We start from the raw sequence: 25,800 nt of genomic DNA on the forward strand, positions 1-25,800 counted from the left end.
CACGGCCCTGCCGTGCGCACCACGGCCTTGGGACGGTGGGGCATCGCCGGGCCGGGCCGTCCACCGACGACACGCTCCTCGGCCCCCGCGAGACCCGGGCCGACGCGGAGCGACCTCACCGGCCGGTCACCACGGCGCGGCAGCAGCTGCTCCCCCTCGGCCCCGGCCGACGGCGCGGTCTCCTCACGCGCCCGTCATGCGCGACGGCGGGAGTACGGCGGGCGGCCCCGTTCCGGGCGGGCACACGGCGACCGGTGCGCCACCGACCCCCTCTCCCTCCGCCGCTGCCCGTCTTTTCCCAGCCCGGAGCACCTGCAGCCGCGCACGCTGCGGGCTACGGAGGCTTACGGACCTTGGGCGCCCCTCATCCCGGGCCCGCGCCGTGCCACAGACCGGAGGAGCCACCGGGGCGGGGCGCTGGCCTGGGCAGGTTTCACAAATCCGACCGCGAATGAGGCGGCCGGACGCCACGCGCCCGGGTGCGTAGGGCGGTCCCAGAAGTCCCGAAACCCCGGCGGACAGCACAGTGCGCCGGGACCGGTGTGGTCTCGGCGCACTGGTGGCGGGGCGGGAGGCGGCTACGCCTGGGCGGCCCCGGGGGTGCCGACGGCGATGCGGGCGCCGACCAGCTGCCCGGCCTGCGCGGCGGTGCGCAGTGCCCTGGAGGTGGCCTTGGCGTCGTGGGCGCGGGGGTCGAGCCCGCCGACGTTCCCGACATAGAGCACGGCCCAGCCGTAGCGGGCCGCCTGAGTGAGCCAGCCGTCGGGCAGGTCGACGGCTCCGGTGTAGAACTGCCCGCCCTCGGGGTCGAGGACGAGCAGGCCGTCCTCGCCGGCCGGGCCGTGCCCGAGCAGCAGCACGCCCACCCACTCGGCGACCTGCGGCGGGGCCTGACGCAGCCGGGAGACCAGGTGGAAGCCGCAGCCCAGCAGGTGGCTGGCGACTACATTGGTCAGCTCCCCGGTGGGGCCGTCGTTGACCACGTACGCCTTGCCGACGGTCTCGGCGACCAGGACCGGGAGGTCGGCGCCGCCGTGGTCGAGGACGGCGGCGGTCATCGTCATGTCGTAGCCGTCGGCGGGCGCGGCCGGGGCGAAGTCGTCGCCCATCTCGATGACCTCGGAGGGGCCGCACCCGGCGTGGACGTAGGAGACATGGGTGAAGGACCCGTTCGTGCGCACCACCATGTTGACCGTACCGTCCAGCGGTCGGCTGCAGGTGGCGCACCGGCTGGCGGTCAGGGAGACCTCGGCGGCGCGGGCGAGGCCCTCGGGACCGAGCAGCGCGCGGACCTGCGGGCTGATCTGCAGGTCAACCACGGGCGTGCTCCTGGTCGTGCTCGTCGAGGACGGCGGCGGCGTGCTCCTGGCGGGCGTAGCCGCGGGCGTCAGTGTCCCAGCGGGCGTCGGCGGCCGGCACGGGCCCGCGGCCGGTGCCGTGAGCGCGGTCGTGCTCCAGCAGGCGGCTGGCGGTGTTCTCGGCGTCCTGCTCGCTGGTCGCCGGGTCCTCGACCTCGGCGAGGGCGGGCGCGGCACGGTCGGCGAGGGCGGCGCGGTGCACCAGGTACTCGCGTTCGCGGCGGCGGTCGCCGGGGCGGACGGTCAGCTCGTCGTCCAGGCGCTGGACGGCGGCCGTCGCGCGCAGCAGGGCGTAGGGGGCGGTGGGGGTGCTCATCAGGTCCTCTCGTCAGGGGAGTCGCCGGCGGCCGGAGCCAGCTCGAATGGCTCCGGCCGCCGCGGTGGTGGTCGGAGTCCGGGTCACGCCAGTTCGGGGGCGCCGGCCTGCCCGTCGGCCTTCTTGCTGAGCTTGTGCACGGCCTGCCGTGACACGCGGGCCCGCCCGGCGATGTCGGAGTCGCCATAGCCCCACGAGATTGCCCGAGTGACCAGCTGGCGGCGCTCGGCGAGGTACTTCTCCAGCCGGGCGCACTCGGCACCGACCACGGCGAGGCGGTCCCAGTCCTGCTCGCGCAGCCGGGCGCGGTGGCTGTAAGCAGCGTCCTTGGCGCCGAACAGACGCAGCCCCTGCTGGGCGGCGCGCGTCTCCTCCTGCTCGATCCAGGCGTCCAGAGCCGCGTCGCTGGTCTCGGAGGTGATCCCGCTGGCGGCCAGCGCCCTGTGCTCGACGTCCCAGTCGGCGAAGTCGCGCGCCGGCCGGGGGTCGCCGTCCATCAGGACGGTGCGGTACCAGGACCGCACGCCCAGTACCTGCAGGCCCACGCCGGAGCCGTCACGGTAGGGCTGGCCGAACACCTTCTTCACCTCCTGGTGCCAGTGCTCGGTCGCGCCGATGTAGCGGGTCTGCCACTCGCGTCCCTCGGCCAGCTTGTCGAGGGACAGCGTCAGCAGCTCGGGCCGGTAGACCTGGGGGAAGCATGCGACGACGTCAGCGAAGTCGACCAGGTCGCCGTCGACCTCGGGCGGGGCGGCCTCGCGGTGACGGGAGGTCAGGCGGCACAGCTGGCGGCCGGCGCGGGCGGAGGCGGCCGACCAGTCCAGCTCGCCCCCGGCCTCGAAGTAGCCGTCGAGCAGCTCCTGGGCGTACGGGGCAACCAGCTCCAGCAGCGCGTTGGCGGCCTCGACGTCCAGGTACGGGTGCCCGAGGACGTAGTTGCCGGAGTCGATGGTCCAGCGCAGCAGCTCAGGGACCGGCTCGAACCACAGGTGCGGACCCGCTCCCGGCACGAACAGGGTGCCCGGGTACCAGCGCTTCCAGGTCTCGCGCGGGATGTCGTTGGTGGCCTTCCAGCGCGGGTTCCAGGGCTCCCGGTGCTCGGTGCTCTCGTGGAAGGACAGCTCGCCCGTGCGCGTGTGCAGCAGGACGTGCTGGTAGGCGCCCGGTGCGTGGGAGCCAGCGACCGGCTCGGACGGGATCACCTCCGTCACCGGCGTGATGGTCACGCGGGGTGCCTGGTAGGTGGCCACCTCGACCTGCGGGACGGATACGGCCTCGCTGCTCATTCAGTTCTCCTCGTCGCAGAATACGTTCCGACGTAAACAGGTTGACGGTGTCTCAAGTAATCGTCAACCGGTTGACAGAAGTTGGCCGGAAGGTGACCCGATGCGATAACAAGCCCTGTGGTGGGCTCATCGGAAGATCAGGCAGGGGCAAGCGACTGCGCCGGGGGGTCACGACCCTGCCGTGACGTCAGACGGTGGCGATGCGGCGCTCGATGCGGGCCCTGGCGGCTGCGTGGTCTCCGCGGCCGTCGGCGGTGCGCGGGTAGCGGCGGCGGGGCTGGCGGGCCAGCGTGGTGAGCACCAGGGCGGTCTGCTCTGGGTGCGTCTGGACGCCCGTGCGCACCCCGGCCTTGGGGGCGCGCATCCACTCCTCCTCCTGGCGCCACCAGCGGTACAGCTCGGTCTCGGCGGCGTAGCGGCGTGCACGGCTTGCCGTGACACCGTGGCAGCCCACCGCCTTCGCCGCGGCGACCAGAGAGCCGGGCCGTGCCCGGTAGTACGGGGTGCTGGAGCGCTCGGCGGCAAGGCTCTGGCGGGCTGCGTGCTGGTCGGCTCCACGGCGGCGCAGAACGGCTCCTGTGGCCGTACGGCAGCGCTCCCCGGGCACGGCCTGGCAGGTGGGGCACTCGTGGTGGACGGTCATCACCGCGCGCGTGGCCACCAGCAAGTTCTGCATCCTCCCCAGGTGCTTGGAGACGGTGCGGGCGCTGTATCCGGTGCGCCCGCACAGCTCGGCGAGGGACAGTGCCCTCTCGGCGTGCAGGGTGAGCTGCTGGTAGACCCGCCCGGCGTGGTGGCCCAGCCCGCCGGCGTGGTTCTCGGTGGCCCGGCCGTGGGCGAACAGGTCGGCCTGGCTTGCGGCGAGGCGCTTTTCCAGGTGGGAGATGAGGGTGGGGCGGCCTACCCCTAGGGGGGGCAGGTTCCTTTGTGTCCCACCCCGTGCAACGAGGTCGAAAGCAGGGTGCGAAGCGGTGACGGGGAGCAGCTCGTAGGTGTTGGCGGGGCCGTTGTTCTCGGCCTGGCCCAGCCAGTTGTCGAGGCCCAGGCGCCGGAAGGCGCGGCTCATGGTCGAGCGGCCGTAGCCGGCGGCGAGGGCGGCCCGGCGGGCGTCCAGGCTCAGCACGGTGCTGCCGGACTGCAGGGCGAGCAGGCAGAACACGTCCAGCGCGGCGCGGTCTGCGGGCCCGGACTCGCTCGTCCAGCGCTCCGGGCAGGCGTCGGCGGCCTGCTGCAGCTGCTCGACCAGGGCGACGACGTCGGCGAGGTTGTCGGTCCACTCCAGCGACTCCTGCGGGATCGGGAGCTTGGCCGCGTACGCCACGCACCGCTCCCACTGCCGCTCGAACTTCTCCTCTGCGTCGGCATGGTTGAGGATGGTGCGCAGCGGGCCCACGCCGGGCGAGGTGCACAGGTGCAGCAGCCCGCCCTCGCGGTACTGCCGGTCTTCCAGCAGGCGGGCCACCATCGGCTGCGACCAGCGGCGCAGGGCCAGCTTGGTGAGCACGGAGGCGCACACCTCGCTGACCCGGTCGGCGGGCGGACGGCGGGTCAGAAGCGCCATTGTCTCGCGGTCGAGGGCGGTCTTCGGAGTGCCGGCCAGCCGGGGGCCGTCGTCGTCGATGATCTGGCCGAACTCGTCCTGGCCGACCACCTTGGGGCGGACGTCCACGGCGGCCGGGACGGCGTCGATGACGAGCAGCAGCCGCACGAACGCGTCCGACGGGTTGCCACAGGTGTCCGGGGTGAGCAGCTCGGCGGCCCGGCGGGGGCTCCACGGGCTCAGCAGCTCGCTGCGGCCTCCGTTGCGGTGCGGGGCACCGATCGGGCGGACCGCGCCCGTACGGGACTTGAGCAGGCCGTAGTCGAGCGTGGGCAGGCGCTTCGCGGCGGCCACGGCGATGGACTCGACCAGCCGTGCGTCCAGCAGCGTCTCGGCGGCCACCCATACGTGCCGTCCGCCGGCGGACCCGGAGGCGGCGACCACGTAGGTCAGTCCGGCCTCCTCCAGCCAGCGCAGCAGAGTTGCGAGGTCCGGGCCGACGTCGCCACGCTTGGTGTCGAGGTCGAAGCAGAGCCAGCGGTAGCCGCGGAAGACGCTCGACAGGTAGATGGCGTACGGCCCGCGCGGGGCCCGGTCAGGAAGGGAGCGCTCGATGTACTTGTGCTGCCACTGGCCCAGAACGTTCTTGGTGTCGACGCGCAGCGAAAGCCGCGGGGACAGCCGCAGGAACAGCTCCTGCAGGTCCGCGCACGCGGCCCGGGGGGCGGGGATGACACCGGTATGAGGATTGTGAATCGGGGCAGATGACGGGCTGTGCACGCCCGGCTCCCCGGACACTCCGGGGGCGGGCATGAGCTGTCCGGCACCGTAGCTGTCCGCTACGATGGGAGGGCTCCTAACTCCATATGCACGCCGAAGCCCCCCTTCCGCCTCGCGGCGGAGGGCTCCAACGCGACCAACCAGGCGCGTAACTGGGCTCCTAGCTCCGGCTCCGTATGTGGTGTGAGGGGTACAACCCGCCCGACAGTCGCCGTGGAAAGCGTCTGTGGGGCTTGACTCACCTCCTCTGTTTCGGTGCGAGGGACTCGGTTGGAAGCCGGGTCGCTCTGGGGCCGTGGCGCTGGATGGGCGCCCTGTTGGGTGCTGGTCGGCTGGGAGGCCGACCGTGGGTGATGCGTTTTGCAGTGCAGGTAGAACCGGGATTCAGCTCGCTGGGGAGTGATGCTGAGTCCCGTTCGTACGTCGGATGGGCGCCGCCCCGGTTGGATAGGCCGGGGCTTTTTGGCGCCCTCCGCGTTTTTCCGATCAGCCGGTCATGGGAAGTTCTCCCTGGCCTGGCTCACCGAAGACTTCGCTGGCCCACACGGGACGGCCGCTCTGGTCGAGCTGGTCGCGCCGGATGAGTTCGGCGATGTACTTGCCCATCGACACCCCCGCAGCCTTGGCGTTGGAGTACGCGGCTGCATGGACGTCGGCCGGGACCATCGGGGAGAGGCGCACCAGTCCGTGGCGCTTCTTGTCCTGCACCGGCGGGACGTACTCCCGCTCTTCTGCGTCTCGACTTCCGTAGGGCCTGGCCATGCTGGTGATCTTTCCTCACCGACGTTCATGTACGCAACCTTGATGTCGGTGTGTCGCCGAAATTCCCGTGAGACGGGCGTTTAAGTTCCGGGCTCCCGCCACACGGGAGGTGACGGGCGGTCAGGCAAAACGGGCCCCTTGCAGCGTGAAGCACACGAACAATGGGAGCTGTCGGGCTGGCCTTTGGCCGCGCCGTGAGTTCACCCGATCCGGTCACCTGACGTCCCCTTCTCTGCTGCTTCGTGAGGCCCTCTCGAATCCGTAGACGTTTCGGCCCTTGGAATCGTTACAGGAAAGGGGACACCAGTGTCCCCTGGGGTGGGAAGGGCGGCGGGGTGTCTCCCGCTGGGTGTTCCGTCTCCCGGGAGACGGCTGTCCGGGCCGGCGGCCCGACGGGCATGTCGGTGGCGTCCTCACACTGGGGGAACGTCGTCCGCCGGATTCTGTTACACCCGCCGGTCCGCGGCCGGCCCCGGGTCAGCGCTGCGGGAGGTCGAGCAGCATGGCGTGGAAGAGGGGCGCGTCGGGGATGCGGGGGCGCAGGTCTCCCAGCGTGCGCCAGCCCCACGACTCGTACAGGGCGTGGACTTTGGGGTGCTCTTGGTCGACCAGGAGCGTGGCGCGCTCCTCGGGCCGGTCGGCGAGCAGAGCGTCGTGCAGCTGCCGGGCGGCGCCGGTCTTGCGCCACGGGAGGCGCACCATCAGCTCGCTGAGCGCGTAGGTGCGCCTGCCGGTCTCCTCGACGACGTCGGCGGGCACCTCGGTGAGCAGGCCGCCCCACCACGGTGCGCCGGCCGGGAGCGGGGCGCCGTAGGCGTAGCCGACAGGCTGGTCCTGGTCGTAGCCGACCACGCAGGTCCAGCCGGGGCGGAGGCTCCAGCCGTCGAGGCCCTGGGCGAAGCGGTCGACGTCGGCGAACGGGTCGGTCTTCGCGGCGTCGGCGTATACCTCGGCGTAGACGTCGAGCAGCAGCTGGCGGATCTCGGGGGCCTGGTGGTGGTCGTAGTGCCGTATGGCGAGTGCGGTCACGGGCGGGGCTCCTGGGCGGTGAGGGTGTGGCGGACGGTGGCCAGCCGGTCGGTGATGCGGCGGCTGTCGAGGGAGGATGCGTCGATGGCGGAGACGGTGGCCGCGGCCTGCTCGCGCTCGCCGCGGGCCAGCTGCAGCTCGGCCAGCTGCACGCTGTAGTACGCGCGGTTGCGGCGCATCGAGGGCGGGAGCAGGTCGAGGGCCTGGACGGTGGCGGCCTCGGCGTGGTCGTAGTGGCCCAGCCCCTGATGGGTGATGGCGGCAAGCCCCGAGAGTTCGGCCGGGGTGAGGAAGGACAGCCACGTCGGGGCCGGTCGGCCCGTGTCGGCGCGGTCGTACGCCTTCTCGGCGGCGAGCAGGGAGCGGGCGGCGCCGGTGCGGTCGCTGGTGCGGGCCTGGCCGATCGCGAGGCGGGCGTGTAGCAGGGCGGCGATGTGCGGGTCCTGGCGGGCGCGGCGGTTGTCGAGGGCGGCCCGGGTGATCTGGACGGCCTCGCGGTGGCGTCCCTCCAGTCGGGCCTGCAGGGCGAGGTTGGACCAGGCGCGGGCGGTGGCGGAGGGGTCGGCGGCGAGCAGGGCGCTCTGCAGCGAGGCGGTGTGGAGCAGGGCGGCCTGCTCGGGGTCGCCGCTGTCGTGGCAGGCCCAGCCGGCGGACGCGTACAGGCTGCTGATCGCGCCGTGCAGGGCGCGCTCGACGCGCTCCCCGTAGGTGCAGCCGTCGAGGGCCTCGCGCAGCCGGGCGATGTAGCCGGTGGACACGGAGACGAGGGGGCCTCCGCCGATGGAAGGGAAGTGGGCGTCCATGCGGTCGATGCGCTCGTGGATGCGGTCGACGTCGCTCATGGACAGGCGCCCGCTGGTGGGGGTTTGGTCGATTCCCAGGGCGACGGCGACGGTGGTGGTGGCGGACGCGGTGATGAACCTGCGGCGGTGCACGGGCCCCTCCTCCTGCTGTGCCGGCCGCGGCGGGCGGGGAAGGTTGGCGCTGGCCTTGCCACGCGGCACGAACCCCAGCGCCTGGGCCGGACGATCGAAGATCCGTTCCAGTGGCAGAAGGTATCGAGTCCACGGCCAGCGGACGTCACCTGAGATCCACCGCCGGACGTGCCGGTCGCCGCAGTCGCCGGGCCTGCCGAAGAGGTCCTCGGCCACCCGGTTCACCTCGTCGGCGAGGCCCTGGTGGGTGAAGTCGTACTCGGCGAGCAGCGCTTCGAGTACGACGTTGCGCTGTCTGTCCATCGGGGCCCCCGGGGTGCTGTGCGTGCGCGAGACGGTAGTGCGGCGGCACCTCGCGCGTAGGCAAAACTGTCCGGTCTCTCGTCGGGAAGTGCCCGCAATGCGACCTGATCCCACCCGGACGGGTGGCGGTTGTCTGGGAGTACCGAGACGCACTGATCCGGGAGCCTCCCGTGCCGAACTCCTCCGGCGGTCGCCGCCGCGCCATCTGGTCCTCGAAAGCCGATGTGGACGACCTGCTGCGAGAACGGTGGCGCAGTGCGGCCTGCCGGACGGACTGGGCGCACTGCGGCCGACAGTGGGACGCGGTCGCGGTCGAGCTGCAGCGGGGCCTGGAGGCGCTCGACGCGCTGCGTCTGGGACTGCGCCGTGGCTACCCGGTGCTGGCGGACTACCTGAGCAACCGGTTGTACGTGATGGTCGAGCCGGGCACCGGGCGCGTGTGCCGGGACGTCCCGGGCGTCCGGGTGCTGTCGACGGGCTCGCAGGTCCTGGTCCCGGTCTCCGGCGCCGGCACCATCGCGGCGCACTGGGTGAGTCCTCCCCGGGCGTCGCGTCTCGTCGACTCCGGCAAGCTGGCGGGCGCGCTGCTGCAGCTGCTCGACGTCGGGCAGGCGGTGGCCTCGTGAGCAGTCATCAGGTGCTCCACGATCCTGACGGGCTGCTCGACGACGTGCCCCTGGACCGGGAGCGGCACCAGCTCCTGGTGCGGGCCGTGCTCGCGGTGACCGACCCGGCCGGGCTTGCGCCGGCGGACTGCGCGCAGATCGCGCTGCAGCTGACCGGGCACGCCCGGGTCGTTGCGCGCGACGTCGAGCGGCTGGCCGGGCAGCTCCCGGAGCACGACGGCCGGCGGGTGTTCTCGGAGGACGTCCTGGAACAGGCACGCAAGCGGCTGGGTCTGCCGCTGGAGCCGACCCTGCGGTGTGCCCAAGGCCGGGCGCGCCTCGTCCGCGACCTGTACGCCCGGCTCGACCGGCTGAACACGCCCCGGCCCGTCCCCGACTGAGCCGGTCCACGGTCCTCGGCCCGTCGCTTCCCCCCGTGAGCGCGGGCCTTCCCCCAGGGCCCCGGTGGTGCAGAAGAGCTAGGGCGGCTCTGCACCACCGGGGCCCCTTCTCGTACGCGCGCGTGCGCGTGGTCCTGCGCAAGCTGCGCAAGAACCCGTCGATACGCCCCGATTCGTCGATCTCGGCAAGGGCCTGGGCGAGATCCTGGCGGGGCGCGGACCAGCTCGGCGGGGGCTACTGTGTCGTCGGCTGCTGCTCGGCGTCGTCCGCGAGGACGTCGACCAGGCGGCGCAGCGGCAGCAGGGCCGGGTCACGGCCGTCGGTGTAGCGGAGGACGAAGCACGCGTTGTCGAGCAGCAGGGCCAGGCGGCCGGCGGGAGCGGTGCGCTGTGCCGTCCGCACAGTGGTCTCTGTCCACGGGAGACGGGCGAGATCCTCGGCGAACCGCAGCTCCGCCTGGTACGGAAGCCACTGGCCGCTCTCGTAGTCCTGCAGCAGGGTCTCGGCGTCCCGGCTGAGGACGCACCAGGCGAGATCGGCGGGCCCCAGCTCGGTGGGGACCCCGCTGCGGGGCCTCCCGGTCTGGCAGGACTCGCACAGACCGACGGAGCGCGGTACGCCGGACGCCGGGCGCAGCAGCACACTGACTCCTGGCGCGGCCGGACGGTGGCACAGATGGCAGGTGGCCGGGACCGTGGTCAGCCGGGGGCGGTTGGGGCGGGGCGGGGTCATGGCTGCTCAACGACGGCGGGACCACGGTGGGGGTTGAGCGCCCGTAAACGCGCCGGGAAGAGTGGGTCGCGCTGCGGCGGTGCGACGGTTCCGGTCGCCGGGTCGAGGTGCCCCCACGCCCCGCGCTCGCCCCGCCCGCACAGCATCAGGGTCATGGTCGCGCCCGGGGCCGTGTGCAGCTCGGCGACCTCGTGGTAGAGGTCCCGGCCGACGAGGTTGGCGGTGCCCTGCACGTGCTCCCTGCCCGTCTCCGCGCGGACCTGGCTGCCGTCGAGGATGTACCGGTCCTCGGTGTAGCCGCCGAGCAAGATTTTCGACTCGAACGGCCACGGGTGCGAGTGCGGGCAGGGCGCACCGTCCGCCCCCCGGATGTCGGGCGCGTACCAGACGTTGATCTTGACGGTTCGGTCCCGGTCCTCGGTCAGGGTGAGTTCGGCCTTGCTGAGCTGGCCGCTCCCGTCCGGGACGAGCCACCAGCCGGACGGCGCGGCGAACCGCTGCCAGCTGAGCGGCCCCAACTCAGGGGCGTGGAGGGCTAATCCGGCGGCTGCTACTGCGTGCATCGCCTCGTCCACGACGAGGCCCGGGGCGATCTGGAGGGTCTTCATGGCGCCCCATGATGAACCACCGAAACCGGGCCTGACCAGGTGTTTCCTGTTTCCAATCCGGATTGGAAACAGGAAACAGGTCTAGACCGCTTCGTCGGACGCGTACCGGACAGCAGCCTTTGACCACAACCCCGTTGCTCCCTGGCGCGACCGGACTGCACCACGACGATGCCGTTTCGCGCCGGGGAGTGACGGGGCCAGCGGGGTCCCGGGGGCGGCGAAGCCCCCGGGTACCACGTGCCCCGGCCACAGGTTGGTGCCCCGGCCCTGTACGGTCAGCGCAGCCGCTCGGCGCGGGCCACCACCCGCTGCCGCTCGCGCTCGGCGCGGGCCCGCACCCGCTCCAGTGCCCGCAGGTCCACGGCCTCCTCGACGCCGGCGCGCACCAGCTCGGTCAGCAGCGTGGGGCTGAGGGCCTCGGCCTGGACGGTGGCGTGCATGTGGTCGCCGCGGCGGTCGGTGCTCTTCTGCGGCGCGGTCTCCAGCCCGTACCTGGTGATCTGCTCCTCGGTGACGGCCAGCCGCTTCACCGCCGGCGGGGTGCCGCCCATCTCCGCGACGAACGCGACGACGTCCTCGGCGGCGGCGTCCAGGATGCTCAGCCCGCTGGGGTCGTAGTCGCCGATGCTGAGCACCGCGGTGGGGACCTCGCGGTAGGCAATGCGGGCGGCGGCGTCGTGCTTGGCACAGACCGACTCGAACCCGCCGGAGCAGTAGACGACCACGCCGTATTGCTGGGTGACGTCCGCGACCATCGGCATCATGCCCTGGGCCTCGATCCACACCTCGACCGCGCGGGGCTGCCCCTCGTCCAGCGGCCGGGAGTAGTAGGCGGCGGAGGTACGGACGGAGTCCCAGAACTCCGCCGGGCTGCTGTACCCGAAGGAGTGACCGGCGGAGGCGGCCCGGTCGTCGCGGATGGCGTCCATCGGAATCAGCCGCGCCCGGCGGGCCCGGTTGAGGGTCTCCTGCAGCCGGTCGTACGCCCTCTCTTCCTTGGGGTACTGGAAGGCGCCGACCAGCCGGTAGAACACCTGGCGGGCGGTCATCGGCAGGTGCTCGCGGTACTCGTGGAGGACCTCGCGGACCTGTTCGACCAGGCGCAGGGTGTCGGGCTTCGGGGACCAGTCGGCGAACCCGCGCGGGCGGGTGCGGCGGTAGGTGCGTCCCGAGACGGTGTTACGGCTCGCCGTGCTCATGCGCCCATCGTGGCACCGGACGGACCGCCCGCGTGATCCCCCAAGGTGATCATGGGGTCACCTGTTGTCAGAGGCGGCTGCTTTCATGGTCCGTTGCGCCGGTGCGGCGCGGTGCCCAGGGGAGGGGAAGCACGTCGTGGTGCAGGTACGGGAGTACGAGCGGGCGGACGGCACGAAGGTACGGACGCACTCGCGCTGGTATCCGGGGGCGCGGCGGGAGCTGACCATCTTCGCGGTGATCTCCCTGGCCATCGTCGGCTTCGGGCACAGCGGCGGCGGGACTGCGGGCGGCGCCGGTGCGGACGAGCGGTTACCCCGGCCGCAGCAGACCGGGGTGTACCCGGTGCACTTCCCCGGCTGGGACAAGCAGCCGGAGCCGCGGCCGACACCGACGGTGTCGTACCCGATCCCGTGGGACCGCAGCCGGTAGCCACGGACCGGCCAGCACAGCGAAGGGCCCCGAGGAGACTCGGGGGGTGTCCGCCGACTTCGTGGCGGACCGGTTCGCCTCGGCCCGGCTGAACGACGGGTGGATCGAGGAACTGGAGAAGGACGTGGCGCGGGTCCTCGTCGACTGCGAACGCGGCACGGCGCCGGCGCAGCCGCCCGTAGGGTGACCGCCATGGACGACCGCGCTATCTCCGCCACCGTCTCCGACGACGTCGAGTTCATCGGCGGCCCGTACGACGGAACGACGCAGACCCTCGCCGCGCGCCCCGGCGCACCGGACGAACTGCCCGCCTTCCTGTTCTGGTGGGGCCCCGGCGAGATCCCCGAGCAGGCTGCCGCCGGGCGCACCGCCGAAGAGGTCGCGCAGACCCGGGAGCACTACCAGCTGTTCGGCAAGAACCTGGTGACGATGCGCTCGCGGTACCTGTGGTGCGCACCGCTCACCGCGGCCTCCGACGGCTGACGATGCGGCAGACGTCAGGGCCCCGGACGGTTCTCCGCCCGGGGCCCTGACGCCGAGTGGGACTGTTCCCCCGCCCCGGAAGCCCCCGCAGCTGCGCCTGCCCCGTGCCGCGACTCGGGCGTCAGGCGCTCTACGCTTCGGTCCTCCGCCCTACAGCGCCCGCAGCGCGGGGGGATACGCCGGCTCGGGCAGCGGCATGTTCTTCGAGCGCGACAGCCAGTAGGTGCGCACTCGGGGCGGCTGGAGTTCGAAGTCCACGCAGCGCAAAGCGGATTCGTCCGGCATCGGGGGCGTCAGGCGCCACACACCGGCCCGCTCTGGGTCGGGCTGGATCGGGGCGCCAGAGAGCGCCAACTCCCAGGAGTCGATGACCCCGTTGTCGCGGTCATCGTGAACACGGACCAGTGCCAGGGCCTGGGCCGGCCGGTCTCCGGTCTCCTCCGTGTAGGCCCGGTGGTTCTCGGCCCAGTCCTTGAGCGGGAAGTGCTTGCGCAGGTCCGCAGCAACGGACTGCCCCGGGTCGAGCAGCAGTCTGCGGTCCATCCTGGTGGGCCGGTCCGCGCCCTCCACGTAGGGGTGGTACAGGTCACCCTCGAAGGTGGCATGGACCGGCCGGTCACTGTGATTGGTGACGTGCACCGTGACGCGCAGTGCCAAGAGCGTGTCCTCATCGCGGGGGAAGTGCCATTCCTGTGCCGGAGGCCACGGCTGGGGCCATCCCGCACTCGGCCCGAGCGGCGGCCAGGCGGTCTCTGGCGTCAGGTGGACTTCGACCTGTGGAGCCTGGTCGTCCAGGCGGCCACGAGCCGCGTCGAGTGCGACGGCCTGCGAGGACGTCAGCGCGTGCTGGCTGATGTTCGTGGAGCGCCGTGTCTCGCCTGCCTGCCAGGCGACGAACAGGGCGGAGGCCGAGGTTGCCACGGCTGCGGCTATCCCCCAAGTGTCTGTCATGGCTGGCGATTCTCCATCTCCGGTGGAGTGCGCGCCAATCCGGTGCCACGGGGGCACCCGCGCAGCGTGCACTGCTCCGGGCAGGCTCTTCTACAGCCCGTGGCACCGGTCCTGTCGGGGAGAAAATGCTCCCGGGCACGCCGCGTCCGCTACGTCTGCGGGACCGCGCCGAACTGGTCGGCCGCGTCGTCGGCCGGCTCGGGACCGTCCTTCTGCTGCAGGTCGGTCAGCCGCCATCCGTCCTCTGCCCAGCGCAGCGATACGGTCATGGTGAGCCACCCGGCCTTGACCGGGATCTGGGTGCTGAGGCTCTTGCCCGTAAGCCCCCACAGGGTGCTGCACCAGACGTCCACCGTGGCGGTGGCGCCGGTGTAGGAGCGGACGGCGGTACCCGAGGGCGTGGCCCTGGAGACGAACTGCGCCCCGGCCGGTGGGCGGCCCTGCTCGTCGAGGCCGAGCCGCTCGGCGAGCGGGGCATACTGCTCGTCGGTACCCTTGATCAGCTCCGGCTGCCGGGCCGGGTCGACGGTGGCCTTCAGCAGCCGGTGCCGGGCCTCGGGGCTGAACATCTGCTCGCTGCCGAACGCGCGGGCGATGCGAGCGGCTGCGCTCTGCGCGCCGTCCCGGCTGTGGGATGTCCCGGAGGTCGAGCCGGCGGCTGGCCTGTTGCTCGACCATCCGCTGATAGCCGCGCCGAGCGCGGCGATCAGCAGCACGACCAGGACCCCCACCGTGATGACGAGCCGGCGATGCCCTTGGCGGTCTGGTCCTCGTCCGGAGTCCAGGCTGGTCCATATGACCCGCAGTTGGCTGCTGGCCGTCATCGGCTCCGCTCCCCGTTCGCTCTGTGATCGTTTGATGCGGATGACGGTATCCGGATCGAGCTGAGCCAGGAGCGGCGGTGCCACTACAGGGCGACGGCATGGGAAGCTCGTGTCTCCTGAGTCGTTTGGGGGTTGGTGTGTCCGCGCGCGTTCGTACTGCGGCCCGTCTGTGGATATCTGCTGTCGTCGGCGTCGTGGCGCTGTTCGTGTTGGGGCCCGTGGCGCACGCCGCTCCTTCCCCTTCGCCGACGCCGACAGCGGGGTCGTCGACCGGTCCGTCATCGACGCCGAGCCCGTCGAAGTCCGCCGATCCGTGTGAGCTGATCCACGGTGACGCGCACAAATACTGCGAGCGGGGCCAGGGGAGCAAAGGCGGCGGCAGCGGCAGCGACGGGTCGTTCGATGATCCGACGTCCACGCTGGACCCGATGACGTCGCTGGCGAAAGCGTTTTCGGAGTCAGCGGCCTGGGTCGTCGACCAGCTGAGTAACGCCGTGGCGGTGACGTCGACAGTCGACTTCACCAATGGCGACTTCCTGAAGACGTATTCGCTGGTCTTCGCTGCGTCCACCTTCCTCGTGCTCCTGATCTGGCTCTGGGCCGTCATCAAGCGGGCCGTGCGCGGCGTGCCGCTGACCACGGCGCTCGGGGAGGCGGTCGGCCTGCTGTGGCTCACCGTCCTCGCCTCCGCCTTCACCCCGCTGATCCTCTACACCGTCGTGTCGGCGGTGGACGGCATCACGCAGGCCCTGGCCGGCGGGTCCGATCACGCGAAATTTTTCGACGCCTTCAGCAAGGCCTTGAAGGATCAGGGCACCAACAACGGCGGGCCCATCACCCAGATCGTCCTGTCCCTGGTCTCCATCGCGGCGGCCGGCGTGCTCTGGCTGGAGATGGTGGTCCGCACGGCCCTCCTGTACGTGGGGGCCGTCCTGGGCACGGTCGTCTACTCGGGCCTGGTTGACAAGGAACTGTGGAGCCGGGTGCGCCGCTGGGTGGGCATCATGGCGGCGATCATCCTGGTCAAACCGATCGTTGCCATCGTGCTACGGCTGGCGTCCACGATGACGGGCGGCGGGCCGAACGACTCCGTGAGCGCGATCATCTCCGGTCTGGCAATCATCCTGTTGGCCATCGTCGCCAGCGCCATGATCTTCCGGATGGTGCCCGGCATGGGTGATGAAATTGTGGCTGCTCGACGGGACTCCTACGACCCGGCGAGCCGCCAGGCGGCGGCGATCGTGACCCGGCCCGTGACAGGCATCAGCCAGGGCATCAACACCCACGCGAGCCGTGACGCGGCATCGCGGGCGCCAGCGCCCACACAGGCGTCGTCGTCGTCCGTGTCCAACGCCAGCGGCGGGATCGCCGCTCACTCGACCCGGCCGACGTCGCCGCCTCCCGCGCCGCCTCGTCCGCCGGCGCGGGACGTGCCGAACCAGGACACCCGCGGGGGTACGTCGGGTGGCCGCTAGGGGCCGGGCTGAGGGTTGTTCATCCCGATCAGCACACCGATCACGATGATGGCCACCAGTAGATAGAGCTTGGCCTTCAGGCTCACGAAGCTCCCCCCTTCGCAACGGACGTTCCGCTCACGGTACTGCCCGGGGAAGTACCTTCATACGAAGGCGCCCGCAGCCAGGTCCAATGGCTGCGGGCGTTCTTCGCGTACGCCGTGCTCAGATGGCCGCCCTCAAGAACCGACAGGATAATTACGGTTATCCTGTGTGTATGCTGACGCCGGATCAGGGTGCCCCGCAATCGGGTGAATCGACCGACATGCCAGAAGTAAAAACGACAGGCGCCGCGTCGACCGTGCACGGGTACACGGAAGGCGTCACGGCCGACCTGCTCGCCGCCCGCAGCGGCTACCCGGGGATGGCCGCGGACGTCCGCGGCGAACTGCGCGACTTCGCCCCCTGCGGTCTGGCCGGAGTTCCCAACGAGGCGATTGCCGTCGAATACACCGTCGACGGCGGCGGTTTCCACTTCTACCGGACCACCGCCCACTGCGCCGCGCCGACCCGCGTCGCCTTCGAGCGTGACGCGCAGTGGGTGCGCGACCTGGTCAACGGCCCGCTGGAGCGGACCCTCGCCAAGTTGCGGCTGGTGACAGCGTTCTTACCGGCACCTGGGCCTGAGGCGGCCGTCCGCTCAGTTGACCAGGCTGAGCACCACGTTGAAGACGCTCATGGCGACGGTGAAGGTCGTGGCCGTGATGCACCAGCGCCGCCCCCGGCTGATCGTCGGCCGCCCGGTCAGGCCATACGCCATGACGGCGAAGGTGAGGGCGCACATCACCCCCAGGACCGTCGCGCCGATCCGCGCCGCGCTGGGCGAGCCCTCGGAGAGCTGCAAGGCGCCGTACACGACCCCCAGGTCGACGACGGCCGCCGCCGCGCTCAGCCCGGCCCACCCCCAGGCCGCCTCCGGGGTGGTGCCGTCAGCGACGGCGAGCCGGTGCCCGGTGAACGCGGAGATGGTCGAGGCAACCAGGATGAACGCCATCACCTGGACCTGGAGAAGTGACATCTGCTCCCCTTCGCGGGCATGCCGGCGGGAGCGTCGAGCCCCCGAGTCTTCACGCTGCCCCCGAGTGTACGTAATAATGAAACAACGACACAACGCAACAATGCTCGGCGAAGGAGGACAGCCCTGATGGCACGCCCCGAGGCACCCCTGCCCAAGGACGCCCCGCAGCCGGTCCAGGAACTCGCCCGAGCGCTGCGCGACCTGCGAGCCGCCTCCGGCCTCAGCTACACAGCCATGAGCAACCGGGCCCCGTTCAGCAGCGTGACTTTCTCGCGGGCGGCCTCTGGGCGGCAGGTGCCGACGAAGGAAGTGCTGGCGGGCTACCTGGAGGCCTGCGGGGTGCCAGAGAACAAGAGGGACAGGTGGCGAAAACTGTGGCGCGAAGCTCAGCTCGCCGAGAACGTGGGGAACGTGCCCTGGCGGCCAGAGGACATGCTCGTTTATACGGTCTTCCTCGACGGTCTCAACGAGCTGGTTGCGGCCGCCGGCGCACCTTCAGTTCACGAGCTTGCGGATAAGTGCGGCCTGGCCCCCACCACCGTCCACCGGGTTCTCACGGCTCATCGGACCAGAAGGCCGGTAGCCGCACGGCATGTTGCCGCAGTCGTCGGTGCCCTTCTGAGCCTCACACGCCCCAGCGACCGGGTACGTAGATTCGGCGATCTGACACGACTCGTCCGCCAAGTTGACCCGTCTCTCCAGATCGGGCGGACGAGGAATCGCGATGACGCCGAGCGGGTCGCCCGGACGGCTCTCCAGCGCCTCGCCCAGCAGGCGGAGGAGCTGGAGAGCCGCCTCGCGACCGGCGACCTCTCCGCCGATGAGGAGTTCGTACGGCGTTTCGACGCGATGCGCGAGAGCGTCGAGGAAGTCCGTCGGATCCTCGGCGGCGGCCCCGTCTCCGGCGCACCCGCGGCCACCGCCGCTGAGCCGGAAACCGGTGAGCAGCCCGCGCCCGTCGTTGCTGAGGACAGCGGGCGGAACCGGTGACCAGCTCGGTTGAGCTGGAGCGCGGGTCACGGACGTCCCCCGCCATCCTGCGCCGCGATCCGCGCGACCTGTGGCCCGAGCACGCGCGCAAACTCCACGACCACCTCGCTGGCCTGTACGGCGAGGCCGACCCGCTGCCCGCGCTGGCCGCGGCCTGGATCGCCCACCAGCGCAGCGCCAACACCCAGCGCGCGTACGCCCGCGGCTTCAAGATCTTCGAGGAGTTCGCCCGGGAGCACGGCGCGCACCCCATGGCGGTGCGGTTCCCCCTCGCCGACACCTTCCGCCTCTACCTGGAGACCACACCGACCTGGGTCCGGGTCAAGGGCGGCCGGCGCGGCGAGATGATCCGGGCCGGGAGGCCGTACGCGGAGGCGTCGCGGGCGAACGCCCTGTCCGCGGCCAGCTCGTTCTTCGCCTACTTGGACACGGTCAGCGACACGGGGGTGAAGAACCCCTTCGACGCCGTGCAGCGGCCGTACCTGGACCCGGACTACTCGCCCACCCCCGGCTACACCGAGCAGGAGTGGGCGAAGCTCCTGGTCACCGCCCGCGACCACCACCGGATCGCGGCGTACCGCAAGCGCGCCTACGCCCTGCTGCTCATGCTCTACACCTGCTGCCTGCGGGTCGACTCCCTGCTCAACGCCCGGGTCGAGGACCTCGGCTACGACAAGGGCCACCGGGTGCTGCTGCTCGAGAAAATGAAGGGCGGCGGCCGGAAGAAGAAGCCCATCCCCCCGGTCACCTGGGACGCGCTTCAGGACTACCTCGGCGGCCGGAAGACCGGGTGGCTGTTCTGCACCGCCAGCGGCGGCCAGCTGGACGAACCGGCCGTGTGGCGGCTGCTCCAGTCGCTCGCCCGGCGCGCCGGGCTGCCCCTGCGCGGCCCGCACGGCGTCAAGGGCGACGCCGTCACCCACGCCCTGGCCAAGAAGGATGCCCGCCCGGACAAGGTCCAGCGCTGGGCCGACCACAAGGACTCCCGCACCACCCAGCGATACAACCGGCGCAAGGAACTCCTGGACGACAGCCCCGGCTACGCCCTGGGCGCCGACCTCGCCGGCGCCCTGGCGCACGAGGGGGAATGAAACGCCGGGCCGCCCTTTCCGAATGCCTGTTTTCTGAACCTCCGACCGGTGTCGGCTCGGTACCCTCGTAACGACGAGGGAGGCGACCATGGCTGTTGAGCCCATCGTGGACCTGCGGGCCGCACTCAAGCTTGCCGTAGCTGAGCTGGCGTTCGAGGCGGGCTGGCAGGCAGCCGTCGACCCGGAACGGGCGGAGCGCCTGATGACTGTCGCCTTCAGGATGGAGGAGACGCTGAAGCGCACCTCCGCCACCCAGCCGTAGACAGGGCCAAGGTCACCGCGGTGACGTTGAAAGCGCTGAAGCAGCAGGCCCCTCACTGATCGACGGCGACGCGATGCCCTGCCTACAGTCGGGGCATGAGCATGATTCAGGAGCCGGAGCCGGCCCGCCCGTGGCGCCCCGAGGACGGGCCGGAGCCGGTGGTGTGGACGTGGCCGAAGGGCGACCGGCCAGCGCTGGCAGTGTGGTCAGCCGGGCGCTGGCGGTACGCGCCGGTCATGGCGCGGCAGGACTGGCCGGACGGGACGGTCCGCTACCAGGTCGAGGTGGACCTGTTCGGGGACACCTCGGTCAGATCCAGGACGTACCAGTGGCCGCAGCCCGGCCTCCGGACAGCTCACCGGAGCTGTTCAGCACCGGCCACGGCCACCGATGAGTCGCGGCAAGGCGGCCAGCCGCGCCCCGCCGTTCGCTGAACGGTCGTGCTCGGACAGGCGGCCCCTGTGGGCGGCATGACACCGCAGCTCGATGAGATCCTCGACACGCTCTCGCTGGAGGCCCGGCTGGAGATCGTGCGGCGGCTCCGGGTGGGCTCGCTGACCCTGCGGGACGGCGACCGGGTGAAGGCCGACCGCCGGCTGTACGGGTCATACCTCGACCAGGACCTGGAGGCGGAGGGCCAAGGACTGCCGCGAACCGTGCGGACTGCCACCGAGGTGACCTGCGGATCGCATTAACGCTTTGCACGAGCCGTGGCGCATCCTGGAAGGGAAGTCGCCCCCGAATCACTCGGACTACATCGGGCGCCGCTGCTGTCTGCGCGGCCTCCCGGACTCGGCAAGGGGCGAAAGATCCCTGCCGATCCCGGAGGCTCCCGTGCTCCTCGCCCTGCTCCACGCCCTGCTCGACCCGGCGGCCCGCGCCGTGCCCGCCGGCGACCCGCTGACCGTGCTGGACCACCTGTTGCGTGCCGCCATCGACGGCGTGCGCCTGGTGCAGCTGCTGCGCCGGTCCGGAGGGCGCCGCGTCCGCCGGGTGATAGAACCGGGCATGACCTTCACGACGTCGGGTGTCGCCGCTGCCGGCATCAAGGCCACGGGCAGCGCCACCTCCGCACTGATCGGGCACTACCGCCCCACGGGCGTGCCCCGGTTGGGCAGCAAGGAAGACCGGGCGCAGGCGTACCGGCGGCTGCTGGACGCCTCCACGCGCTCGTTCGGCTACGCCTACCAGTTCGCCCACCTGCGGCGCGAGGCGTCGGGCCGGGCGGCGGACAAGGTGCTGCTGGGCCAGCTGCCCCAGCTGTGGGAGATAACCAGCGACCTCATGGGCGCGCTGCACGGCGTACGGCTGTGCGGCACCGTGCCGGTCATCGCCGCGGCGGAGGACCTGGTCGCCGCGACCAGCGACCTGGAGCTGAACGAGAAGAACGGCGAGCGCTTCCAGCAGCAGGCTGAGGCGGTCGTCACGGCTCAGGGTGTGTTCCTCGACGCCTGCCGGGAGGACCTCGCGTACGCCACGAAGCGGTGGCAGCTGGTGCGCCGGTACAAGGAACGGCGCTTCCTGCGGCAGCAGATCAGCCGCTGACCAGTGCCCGGCGGTGGCAGCGTCGGCCAGAAACGGGCGCACCGCCGGGTGCCCCCAGTCTCCCCCACGGGCTTCCCGGCCCGGCGGGGGTGTCCGCTTCGGGTGTGACGGTCCGCCCCATGAACTGGCGCAAGGACCATCTGTACCGCCGCTCGATCGGCTCGTACCTCACCGCCCGGCCCTGGCTGGAGCTGTACGCCTGGCTGCTGGCCGGGCTGCTCCTGGCCCTCCTCGTCGACTGCGGCGGGGACGGCTTCGACTCCGGCTCTCCCTGGGACATGGGCCTGGGCCTGCTCGCCCTGGTGGCCGTGCGCACCGGCCTGGTGCGCGGGCTGGTTTTGCTCACCGGCCGCGAGCGGTGACCTCGGGGGCCCTGCGCGCGCGTACGCGTGCGCGATAAAAAAGAGGGGTCCAGAAAGTCCAGAAACTCGGCCGTCCCCCGGGTCCGGCCGGGCCCGGTGCGCGACAATCGCGGCGTGCAGACGTCGATGTTCCCCTCGGTGTGCGCGCTCGACCAGCTCCTCGACGGCCTGGGCGCCGGCGCGGCCCGTCGGCGTCAGCTGGGTATGGTCCGCGGGGAGCTGGAGCGGGCGCTGGAGCGGGGCGCGCTGCCGGTCGGCGCCCGGCGCAGCCTGCGGCGGCTCCTGGAGGAAGAGGCTCTCGGCCCGTATGTACGGCTCGCGGAGTCCGGGGCGCTGCGGCACCGCCGGGTCGCCGGCGGTCTCCCGCCCACGTCGGCGGCGACCAACGAGATCCGCCGCAAGTGCATCGACCTGCTGCGCGAGGCGCTGGGCCTGCCCGCACTGCGCCTGGGCGGCGGGGAGATCCCGCTGCAGCCCACACCGGAGGCGGCCACCCTCTCCGCGCTGGCCCGCCAGCTCGACCAGTACCTCGCCGGGCCCATGTCGCCGGCGCAGACCCGGCTGACGGCCGTACTCGCGCTGGAGCTGGACACCGCGGCGCGCAGCGGGGAGCTGGTCGAGCTGCGCACCACGGACCTGGGCGAGGGCAACGCCGCGGTGTACGTCGAGCGGCGCCCCCAGGGCGGCGGCACGGTCGAGGGGGAGTGGGTCGAGACCTCGGCGCTGACCCGGGCCGCGCTGGAGCGCTGGCTGGACGTGCGCAAGGACATGGTGCAGCGGGCCCACGGCACCTCGCGGCTGTGGGTGTCGCTCTGGATGAACCACGACGGCGTCCTCGATGACGACGGGCACACGACGATCCGCCCGGCCGGGATGCCACTGGAGGAGAACGGCCTCGTGACCTCCTACCGGGTCGGCCGGCTGCGGTACGACGGGCTGCGCCAGTTGCTGCCCCTCAAGCTGGAGGCCCTGCGGCGCGCGGTTGACGCCGAACGCCAGCGCACCGCCGCGTAGTCCTCTCTTCTTGTTGCTGCCTGACCTGGTCTTTTGCCGTGCGGTGGCCGGGGCGCCCCAAAGGGCTTGTTATCAGAGGCCGCGAGGCGCTTGCGGTTCCTCTAAACGACGTCGTTTACTGGGTTCATGGCACGTAAAAGGATCACATTGCAGCTCTCGGTACAGCAGGCGGCCCGTCTCCGGGCGCAGATAAGGCGTCACCGGAAAGAAGAGACGCAGTTCGTGAACGATCTGGTGGACGAGCGGGCGGCGGAACTGACCGAAGTGGTGGACACTCCGCCGTGGGAGCGGGCCGTGGCGCGGTTGCGCCGGCAGGCTCGCATGGAGGCGGCAGAGGTGCGGCCGGTGCGCTGGCCCGCCCTGGACGTGCTGATGGAACGGGCCCTCAAGGAACGGCTGCAGCTGCCGGACCTGGCGGGGCCGTGGCTTCCGCTGACGGCATCGGAGCGTACCCGGCTGTCGCTGTCGGGGCGGTGGCCGGCCTGCCTGTCCGGTTGCGAACACGGCACTGCTGAGCGTGCGTTCACGCTCGACGAGAAGGTGGTGCTGCAGCTGCGAACGGCGGCCTGGCGCGTCTCGGAGCCGGTGCTGAAAGAGCTGGAGGAGAAGAACCTGATCGGCCCCCAGGCGGACCTGAGCGAAGAGGCCCGGGAAGAGCGCGACCGCCTCGCGGCGAAGCTGTACCCGTCCAGCCGGATCGCCCGGGAAGCGGTCGAGGACCACTGGCCGGACCCCCAGGACGACCAGGTCGCAGGCGCTGGCGCCGCCGGGGAAATTTAACGACGTCGTTTACTTTAATCCGGCTCCTCGCGTGCGGAATTAACGGCCCTTTCGGGTTTCTTCATTCGAATGCGGAAACCCCTGATTGTGGTTTAGGCTTTCCGGTGCTGCGGTAATTCATGCGGTGCGGGATTCGACCTAGGAGGGCAGGCAGTGGGGAAGCAGAAGGGGTTCGGGCCGGTGCAGCTGGCCGACCATGCGGGGCTGTACCGCTGGCAGGTGGACCGGGGCATGGTGAAGGGCCTGGTGCCCCGGCCGGCGCTGGAGTCGGGCCGCTGGTCGGATGAGCAGGCGGACGACGTCGCCGCGCGGTCCGCCGAGATCCGCGAGGTGCTCGGTGACCGGCAGGGGTACGGGGCCAAGCGCACAGCGGAACTCCTGCAGGATGCAACGGGGGTGGAGCTGTGGTCGGCGGATGTCGAGACGCTGGCGGCACGCGGTCTCATCGACGAAACGGGGGAGTGGAAGGGGTACACCCTCTACGACCCGAAGGTGGCGGCGGAGCCGTCGGCGGAGGTCGCCGCGGCGCTGCGCGAGATTGTCGAGCAGCGGGTGGCCTGGTACGCGGCGAGCGTTACGCGGGAGGCGGCGGCCGGGCGGTGCGGGTGGACGGAGCTAGAGTTCGAGAACCGGGCGCGCGAGGCGGGGATGGAGCCTGGGCAGTTCGGCCGGTGGGCGCTGGACGGCGTCGAGCGGCTGGCCGGGGTCGAGGAGCCGGACGTCGCCGGCGCGCGGCTGTTCGGCCCGGATGAGGCGGCGGAGCACATGGGCATCCGGCGCCGGGAGTTCGACTACTGCGTCGAGGCCGGGTGGCTGACCCCCGTCTCGCAGATCACGCGCACGGTGTGGACCGGCCAGTACAGCCGCTACAGCAAGACGGTGACGGTGCCGCTGTACCGGGCAGCCGACCTAGACGCGGTACTGCGGATCGAGGACGTCGACTGGGCCAAGGTCCGCACGCTCAAGCCCCGGCAGGTCTCCCCGCTGCGAAAGTACGCCTCCCAGGCCCCGAAGCGGGCGGAGGCGGTGCGCGCGTTCGTCGAGCGGCTGCGCGCCGAGCACGGCCTGGTCGCCTGGTGCCGGTACGCGAACCTGGCCAACCGCTGGATCGTCGACTGGGAGCCGCGCGAAGACGGCACGCCGACGGTCGAGGATGTCCAGGCGCTGCTCGCGGCCGACGCGGGCCTGGCGCCGTACGCCGACACCGTGCAGCTGCTCGGCGAGGTCGGGCGGGTCGTCCACTGGGCCCGGCGGATGCTGCAGCCCGGCGCTGCTGTCTTGATCGACACGGAGACCCACGACCTGTGGGGCAGCGTCATGGAGGTCGCCGTGGTGGACTGCGCGACCGGCGAGGCGCTCCTGGACACGCTGGTGAACCCGGAGGTGCCGGTCACCCCCGGCGCGTTCGTGGTGCACGGCATCAGTGACGAGATGGTCGCGGACGCGCCCACCTTCGACCAGGTGCTGCCGGATCTGCTGAAGGTCACGGCCGGCCGCACCCTGCTCGCCTACAACGAGGAGTACGACCGTGAGGTCATCAAGGGCGACTGCAGGCGCCGGGAACTGGCCCCGGCCCACCTGGGCAGGCGCGCGAACTGGGACTGCGTGATGGAGTCCCTGACCACCTGGGAGGGCCTGCGCGACTGGCCCGCCCTCGGCGGCGGCCACCGGGCCCGCGGCGATGCCCTGGCCGCGCTGGACGTCCTGCGACAGATGGCCAGCGCCCCGCCGTGGGTGCTGCCGAAGGAGACGGCGAAGGTGAGCGCCTGATGCCCCAGATTCGCCTGATGGGCTCGGACTCGGACGACGTACGGCGCACGGCCGACGCGGTGGTGCGGGCGCTGCGGGCCTGTCCGGAGACCCGGGTGGGCGATGTCTCCGCCCCGGTCCCGAACCGGCGCGGCAGCGGGTGCCGCATCTACATCGAGGTCCTGGCCGACGTCGCCGACCAGGTCGAGGTCACCGTCGAGCGCGACGACCAGGAGCAGCCGGTGCGGCGGCGGGCGCTGCCTGCCGGTCGCGGGCGCCGGCTTTCGCGCTGAGCGCCTCGTCGGCGGTCGGAAAAGTGGAACCTGCCCAGCTCAGGCGGGGGGTGGGACAGGACCGAGCACGCCGCGCTCGCGCAGGTGGGCGAGGTGCTCCAGCCCGCCCGGCCGGTAGAGCGGGGTGCTGTCGAAGTCGGCCTCGGTGGCATGGACCCGGCGGGTGGGCTCACCTGCGGAGGGGGGAGCGGCGGGGGTCTGGGGCTGCGGGCCGTGGCCCAGCGGCCGACGTGCGGTGCTCATGAGCGCTGATCGTACGGACAAGCCGCGGGCGGGTTGAATGGGAAGGGCCCTCAGTCGAGGGCCCGTTTCTATAAGAGCGTTGTGACAGTGCAGGCCAGGGCAGGTCACCCGGCGAGGTGCTCGGCGGCCTGATCCAGCGCCGTAGCGTCGTCCAGCGCGGCGTTGTACCGGGCGGCGCGCTCCGGAGTCCAGTGGCGGCGCCGGTAGGCGAACAGGCTGGTCAGGGTGACGAAGCGGTAGTTCCCCTGTTGTTCGGCGACCAGGTGCCCGCCCTCGATGAGCTGGCCCACGGTGTGCGGGCTCAGGCAGAGCAGGGACGCGGCCACCGGCACGGGGACGGTCATCTCCTCCCACGCCCCGGCCCACGGAGGCTCGTCCGGCGTCTCCTCGTCCATG

The 25,800-nt window shown here is 71.7% G+C and carries 32 protein-coding genes; 17 read left to right on the forward strand and 15 right to left on the reverse strand.

Annotation, left to right across the window (positions count from 1 at the left end; translation table 11 throughout):
* Positions 1-578: 578 nt before the first annotated feature.
* The 7 genes from K7787_RS23500 to K7787_RS23530 all read right to left on the reverse strand — a co-directional run bounded on the left by K7787_RS23500 (position 579) and on the right by K7787_RS23530 (position 8,309).
* Positions 579-1,319, reverse strand: coding sequence for a hypothetical protein (locus K7787_RS23500; RefSeq protein WP_223002825.1), 741 nt, complete (start codon positions 1,317-1,319; stop codon positions 579-581).
* Positions 1,312-1,674, reverse strand: a complete 363-nt coding sequence (locus K7787_RS23505; protein WP_223002826.1) for a hypothetical protein — start codon at positions 1,672-1,674, stop codon at positions 1,312-1,314. The genes K7787_RS23500 and K7787_RS23505 overlap by 8 nt, the downstream gene beginning before the upstream one ends.
* A gap of 83 nt (positions 1,675-1,757) precedes the next feature.
* Positions 1,758-2,960: a hypothetical protein gene (locus tag K7787_RS23510; RefSeq protein WP_223002827.1), complete on the reverse strand. Its 1,203-nt coding sequence runs from the start codon at positions 2,958-2,960 to the stop codon at positions 1,758-1,760.
* 187 nt (positions 2,961-3,147) lie between these two features.
* Complete coding sequence (locus tag K7787_RS23515; protein ID WP_247721211.1) at positions 3,148-5,313, reverse strand: bifunctional DNA primase/polymerase; 2,166 nt, start codon at positions 5,311-5,313, stop codon at positions 3,148-3,150.
* A 453-nt stretch (positions 5,314-5,766) separates the two neighbouring features.
* Entirely contained in the window at positions 5,767-6,042 is a 276-nt protein-coding gene (locus K7787_RS23520; protein WP_223002828.1) for a hypothetical protein, read from the reverse strand.
* Positions 6,043-6,519: 477 nt separating this feature from the next.
* Positions 6,520-7,071, reverse strand: coding sequence for a GNAT family N-acetyltransferase (locus tag K7787_RS23525; RefSeq protein ID WP_223002829.1), 552 nt, complete (start codon positions 7,069-7,071; stop codon positions 6,520-6,522).
* A complete protein-coding gene (locus K7787_RS23530) occupies positions 7,068-8,309 on the reverse strand; it encodes an NsdA family TPR-like regulatory protein (RefSeq protein ID WP_247721212.1) in 1,242 nt (413 codons plus the stop codon). The genes K7787_RS23525 and K7787_RS23530 overlap by 4 nt, the downstream gene beginning before the upstream one ends.
* Before the next feature lie 170 nt (positions 8,310-8,479).
* Between K7787_RS23530 and K7787_RS31910 the strand changes: the two genes are divergently transcribed.
* On the forward strand, positions 8,480-8,935 hold the full coding sequence (locus K7787_RS31910) for a hypothetical protein (protein WP_247721213.1): 456 nt from the start codon (positions 8,480-8,482) through the stop codon (positions 8,933-8,935).
* A complete protein-coding gene (locus tag K7787_RS31915; RefSeq protein ID WP_308036448.1) occupies positions 8,932-9,315 on the forward strand; it encodes a DUF6415 family natural product biosynthesis protein in 384 nt (127 codons plus the stop codon). Before K7787_RS31910 ends, K7787_RS31915 begins: the two co-directional genes overlap by 4 nt.
* A gap of 235 nt (positions 9,316-9,550) precedes the next feature.
* On the opposite strand, the gene K7787_RS23540 is transcribed toward K7787_RS31915, so the two are convergent.
* The 3 genes from K7787_RS23540 to K7787_RS23550 all read right to left on the reverse strand — a co-directional run bounded on the left by K7787_RS23540 (position 9,551) and on the right by K7787_RS23550 (position 11,855).
* Positions 9,551-10,048 (reverse strand): hypothetical protein, encoded by a 498-nt coding sequence (locus K7787_RS23540; RefSeq protein ID WP_223002831.1) that lies wholly within the window; start codon positions 10,046-10,048, stop codon positions 9,551-9,553.
* Positions 10,045-10,656, reverse strand: coding sequence for a hypothetical protein (locus K7787_RS23545; RefSeq protein ID WP_223002832.1), 612 nt, complete (start codon positions 10,654-10,656; stop codon positions 10,045-10,047). Before K7787_RS23545 ends, K7787_RS23540 begins: the two co-directional genes overlap by 4 nt.
* A 275-nt stretch (positions 10,657-10,931) precedes the next feature.
* Positions 10,932-11,855 (reverse strand): hypothetical protein, encoded by a 924-nt coding sequence (locus K7787_RS23550; RefSeq protein ID WP_223002833.1) that lies wholly within the window; start codon positions 11,853-11,855, stop codon positions 10,932-10,934.
* Positions 11,856-11,991: 136 nt separating this feature from the next.
* Here K7787_RS23550 and K7787_RS23555 point away from each other — a divergent pair, with 136 nt between their 5' ends.
* Genes K7787_RS23555 through K7787_RS23565 form a run of 3 tightly spaced genes read left to right on the forward strand, consistent with a single transcriptional unit; the run spans position 11,992 to position 12,768 of the window.
* Positions 11,992-12,285, forward strand: a complete 294-nt coding sequence (locus K7787_RS23555) for a hypothetical protein (protein ID WP_308036449.1) — start codon at positions 11,992-11,994, stop codon at positions 12,283-12,285.
* Positions 12,286-12,331: 46 nt separating this feature from the next.
* A complete protein-coding gene (locus tag K7787_RS23560; protein WP_223002835.1) occupies positions 12,332-12,472 on the forward strand; it encodes a hypothetical protein in 141 nt (46 codons plus the stop codon).
* A gap of 5 nt (positions 12,473-12,477) precedes the next feature.
* On the forward strand, positions 12,478-12,768 hold the full coding sequence (locus tag K7787_RS23565) for a hypothetical protein (RefSeq protein ID WP_223002836.1): 291 nt from the start codon (positions 12,478-12,480) through the stop codon (positions 12,766-12,768).
* A gap of 150 nt (positions 12,769-12,918) precedes the next feature.
* Here the strand turns inward: K7787_RS23565 and K7787_RS23570 are convergent, their stop codons facing one another.
* Positions 12,919-13,719 (reverse strand): hypothetical protein, encoded by an 801-nt coding sequence (locus K7787_RS23570; protein ID WP_223002837.1) that lies wholly within the window; start codon positions 13,717-13,719, stop codon positions 12,919-12,921.
* A 149-nt stretch (positions 13,720-13,868) separates the two neighbouring features.
* The gene (locus K7787_RS23575; RefSeq protein WP_223002838.1) at positions 13,869-14,543 is read right to left on the reverse strand and encodes a hypothetical protein; all 675 of its coding nucleotides are present in this window, start codon (positions 14,541-14,543) and stop codon (positions 13,869-13,871) included.
* A 194-nt stretch (positions 14,544-14,737) separates the two neighbouring features.
* On the opposite strand from K7787_RS23575, the gene K7787_RS23580 reads away from it, so the two are divergent.
* On the forward strand, positions 14,738-16,018 hold the full coding sequence (locus K7787_RS23580) for a hypothetical protein (RefSeq protein ID WP_443742886.1): 1,281 nt from the start codon (positions 14,738-14,740) through the stop codon (positions 16,016-16,018).
* Positions 16,019-16,697: 679 nt separating this feature from the next.
* On the opposite strand, the gene K7787_RS23585 is transcribed toward K7787_RS23580, so the two are convergent.
* Entirely contained in the window at positions 16,698-17,075 is a 378-nt protein-coding gene (locus tag K7787_RS23585) for a hypothetical protein (protein ID WP_223002840.1), read from the reverse strand.
* 126 nt (positions 17,076-17,201) lie between these two features.
* On the opposite strand from K7787_RS23585, the gene K7787_RS23590 reads away from it, so the two are divergent.
* The 11 genes from K7787_RS23590 to K7787_RS23640 all read left to right on the forward strand — a co-directional run bounded on the left by K7787_RS23590 (position 17,202) and on the right by K7787_RS23640 (position 25,161).
* Positions 17,202-18,065, forward strand: a complete 864-nt coding sequence (locus K7787_RS23590; protein ID WP_223002841.1) for a helix-turn-helix domain-containing protein — start codon at positions 17,202-17,204, stop codon at positions 18,063-18,065.
* On the forward strand, positions 18,062-19,156 hold the full coding sequence (locus K7787_RS23595; RefSeq protein ID WP_223002842.1) for a tyrosine-type recombinase/integrase: 1,095 nt from the start codon (positions 18,062-18,064) through the stop codon (positions 19,154-19,156). The genes K7787_RS23590 and K7787_RS23595 overlap by 4 nt, the downstream gene beginning before the upstream one ends.
* Before the next feature lie 88 nt (positions 19,157-19,244).
* Positions 19,245-19,418 carry a hypothetical protein gene (locus K7787_RS23600; RefSeq protein ID WP_223002843.1) on the forward strand — a complete coding sequence of 58 codons (174 nt, stop codon included), beginning with the start codon at positions 19,245-19,247 and terminating at the stop codon, positions 19,416-19,418.
* A 95-nt stretch (positions 19,419-19,513) separates the two neighbouring features.
* Complete coding sequence (locus K7787_RS23605) at positions 19,514-19,852, forward strand: hypothetical protein (protein ID WP_223002844.1); 339 nt, start codon at positions 19,514-19,516, stop codon at positions 19,850-19,852.
* Positions 19,853-19,888: 36 nt separating this feature from the next.
* Positions 19,889-20,113 (forward strand): hypothetical protein, encoded by a 225-nt coding sequence (locus K7787_RS23610; protein ID WP_223002845.1) that lies wholly within the window; start codon positions 19,889-19,891, stop codon positions 20,111-20,113.
* 139 nt (positions 20,114-20,252) lie between these two features.
* Entirely contained in the window at positions 20,253-20,963 is a 711-nt protein-coding gene (locus tag K7787_RS23615) for a hypothetical protein (protein ID WP_223002846.1), read from the forward strand.
* A gap of 119 nt (positions 20,964-21,082) precedes the next feature.
* Positions 21,083-21,325, forward strand: coding sequence for a hypothetical protein (locus K7787_RS23620; RefSeq protein WP_247721214.1), 243 nt, complete (start codon positions 21,083-21,085; stop codon positions 21,323-21,325).
* 114 nt (positions 21,326-21,439) lie between these two features.
* Positions 21,440-22,339 carry a hypothetical protein gene (locus tag K7787_RS23625; protein WP_308036450.1) on the forward strand — a complete coding sequence of 300 codons (900 nt, stop codon included), beginning with the start codon at positions 21,440-21,442 and terminating at the stop codon, positions 22,337-22,339.
* Between the two features lie 222 nt (positions 22,340-22,561).
* Positions 22,562-23,119: a hypothetical protein gene (locus K7787_RS23630; protein WP_223002849.1), complete on the forward strand. Its 558-nt coding sequence runs from the start codon at positions 22,562-22,564 to the stop codon at positions 23,117-23,119.
* Between the two features lie 153 nt (positions 23,120-23,272).
* A complete protein-coding gene (locus tag K7787_RS32310) occupies positions 23,273-24,889 on the forward strand; it encodes a 3'-5' exonuclease (protein WP_223002850.1) in 1,617 nt (538 codons plus the stop codon).
* The gene (locus tag K7787_RS23640; RefSeq protein WP_223002851.1) at positions 24,889-25,161 is read left to right on the forward strand and encodes a hypothetical protein; all 273 of its coding nucleotides are present in this window, start codon (positions 24,889-24,891) and stop codon (positions 25,159-25,161) included. The genes K7787_RS32310 and K7787_RS23640 overlap by 1 nt, the downstream gene beginning before the upstream one ends.
* Positions 25,162-25,200: 39 nt before the next feature.
* On the opposite strand, the gene K7787_RS23645 is transcribed toward K7787_RS23640, so the two are convergent.
* Both K7787_RS23645 and K7787_RS23650 read right to left on the reverse strand, forming a co-directional pair.
* On the reverse strand, positions 25,201-25,404 hold the full coding sequence (locus K7787_RS23645) for a hypothetical protein (protein WP_223002852.1): 204 nt from the start codon (positions 25,402-25,404) through the stop codon (positions 25,201-25,203).
* Positions 25,405-25,508: 104 nt separating this feature from the next.
* On the reverse strand, positions 25,509-25,799 hold the full coding sequence (locus K7787_RS23650) for a hypothetical protein (RefSeq protein WP_223002853.1): 291 nt from the start codon (positions 25,797-25,799) through the stop codon (positions 25,509-25,511).
* Between the last annotated feature and the right edge of the window lies 1 nt (position 25,800).

Source organism: Streptomyces sennicomposti (assembly GCF_019890635.1).
Taxonomy (GTDB): domain Bacteria; phylum Actinomycetota; class Actinomycetes; order Streptomycetales; family Streptomycetaceae; genus Streptomyces; species Streptomyces sennicomposti.

Bases quoted from the DNA above. Each gene is read 5' to 3' on its own strand.
- K7787_RS23520 (WP_223002828.1), bottom strand. From the start codon at position 6,042: ATGGCCAGGCCCTACGGAAGTCGAGACGCAGAAGAGCGGGAGTACGTC.
- K7787_RS23620 (WP_247721214.1), top strand. From the start codon at position 21,083: ATGAACTGGCGCAAGGACCATCTGTACCGCCGCTCGATCGGCTCGTAC.
- K7787_RS23505 (WP_223002826.1), bottom strand. From the start codon at position 1,674: ATGAGCACCCCCACCGCCCCCTACGCCCTGCTGCGCGCGACGGCCGCC.
- K7787_RS23545 (WP_223002832.1), bottom strand. From the start codon at position 10,656: ATGAAGACCCTCCAGATCGCCCCGGGCCTCGTCGTGGACGAGGCGATG.
- K7787_RS23640 (WP_223002851.1), top strand. From the start codon at position 24,889: ATGCCCCAGATTCGCCTGATGGGCTCGGACTCGGACGACGTACGGCGC.
- K7787_RS23590 (WP_223002841.1), top strand. From the start codon at position 17,202: ATGGCACGCCCCGAGGCACCCCTGCCCAAGGACGCCCCGCAGCCGGTC.
- K7787_RS23600 (WP_223002843.1), top strand. From the start codon at position 19,245: ATGGCTGTTGAGCCCATCGTGGACCTGCGGGCCGCACTCAAGCTTGCC.
- K7787_RS23650 (WP_223002853.1), bottom strand. From the start codon at position 25,799: ATGGACGAGGAGACGCCGGACGAGCCTCCGTGGGCCGGGGCGTGGGAG.
- K7787_RS23565 (WP_223002836.1), top strand. From the start codon at position 12,478: ATGGACGACCGCGCTATCTCCGCCACCGTCTCCGACGACGTCGAGTTC.
- K7787_RS23550 (WP_223002833.1), bottom strand. From the start codon at position 11,855: ATGAGCACGGCGAGCCGTAACACCGTCTCGGGACGCACCTACCGCCGC.
- K7787_RS23645 (WP_223002852.1), bottom strand. From the start codon at position 25,404: ATGAGCACCGCACGTCGGCCGCTGGGCCACGGCCCGCAGCCCCAGACC.
- K7787_RS23605 (WP_223002844.1), top strand. From the start codon at position 19,514: ATGAGCATGATTCAGGAGCCGGAGCCGGCCCGCCCGTGGCGCCCCGAG.
- K7787_RS23515 (WP_247721211.1), bottom strand. From the start codon at position 5,313: ATGCCCGCCCCCGGAGTGTCCGGGGAGCCGGGCGTGCACAGCCCGTCA.
- K7787_RS23510 (WP_223002827.1), bottom strand. From the start codon at position 2,960: ATGAGCAGCGAGGCCGTATCCGTCCCGCAGGTCGAGGTGGCCACCTAC.
- K7787_RS23610 (WP_223002845.1), top strand. From the start codon at position 19,889: ATGACACCGCAGCTCGATGAGATCCTCGACACGCTCTCGCTGGAGGCC.
- K7787_RS23530 (WP_247721212.1), bottom strand. From the start codon at position 8,309: ATGGACAGACAGCGCAACGTCGTACTCGAAGCGCTGCTCGCCGAGTAC.
- K7787_RS23540 (WP_223002831.1), bottom strand. From the start codon at position 10,048: ATGACCCCGCCCCGCCCCAACCGCCCCCGGCTGACCACGGTCCCGGCC.
- K7787_RS23575 (WP_223002838.1), bottom strand. From the start codon at position 14,543: ATGACGGCCAGCAGCCAACTGCGGGTCATATGGACCAGCCTGGACTCC.
- K7787_RS23585 (WP_223002840.1), bottom strand. From the start codon at position 17,075: ATGTCACTTCTCCAGGTCCAGGTGATGGCGTTCATCCTGGTTGCCTCG.
- K7787_RS23570 (WP_223002837.1), bottom strand. From the start codon at position 13,719: ATGACAGACACTTGGGGGATAGCCGCAGCCGTGGCAACCTCGGCCTCC.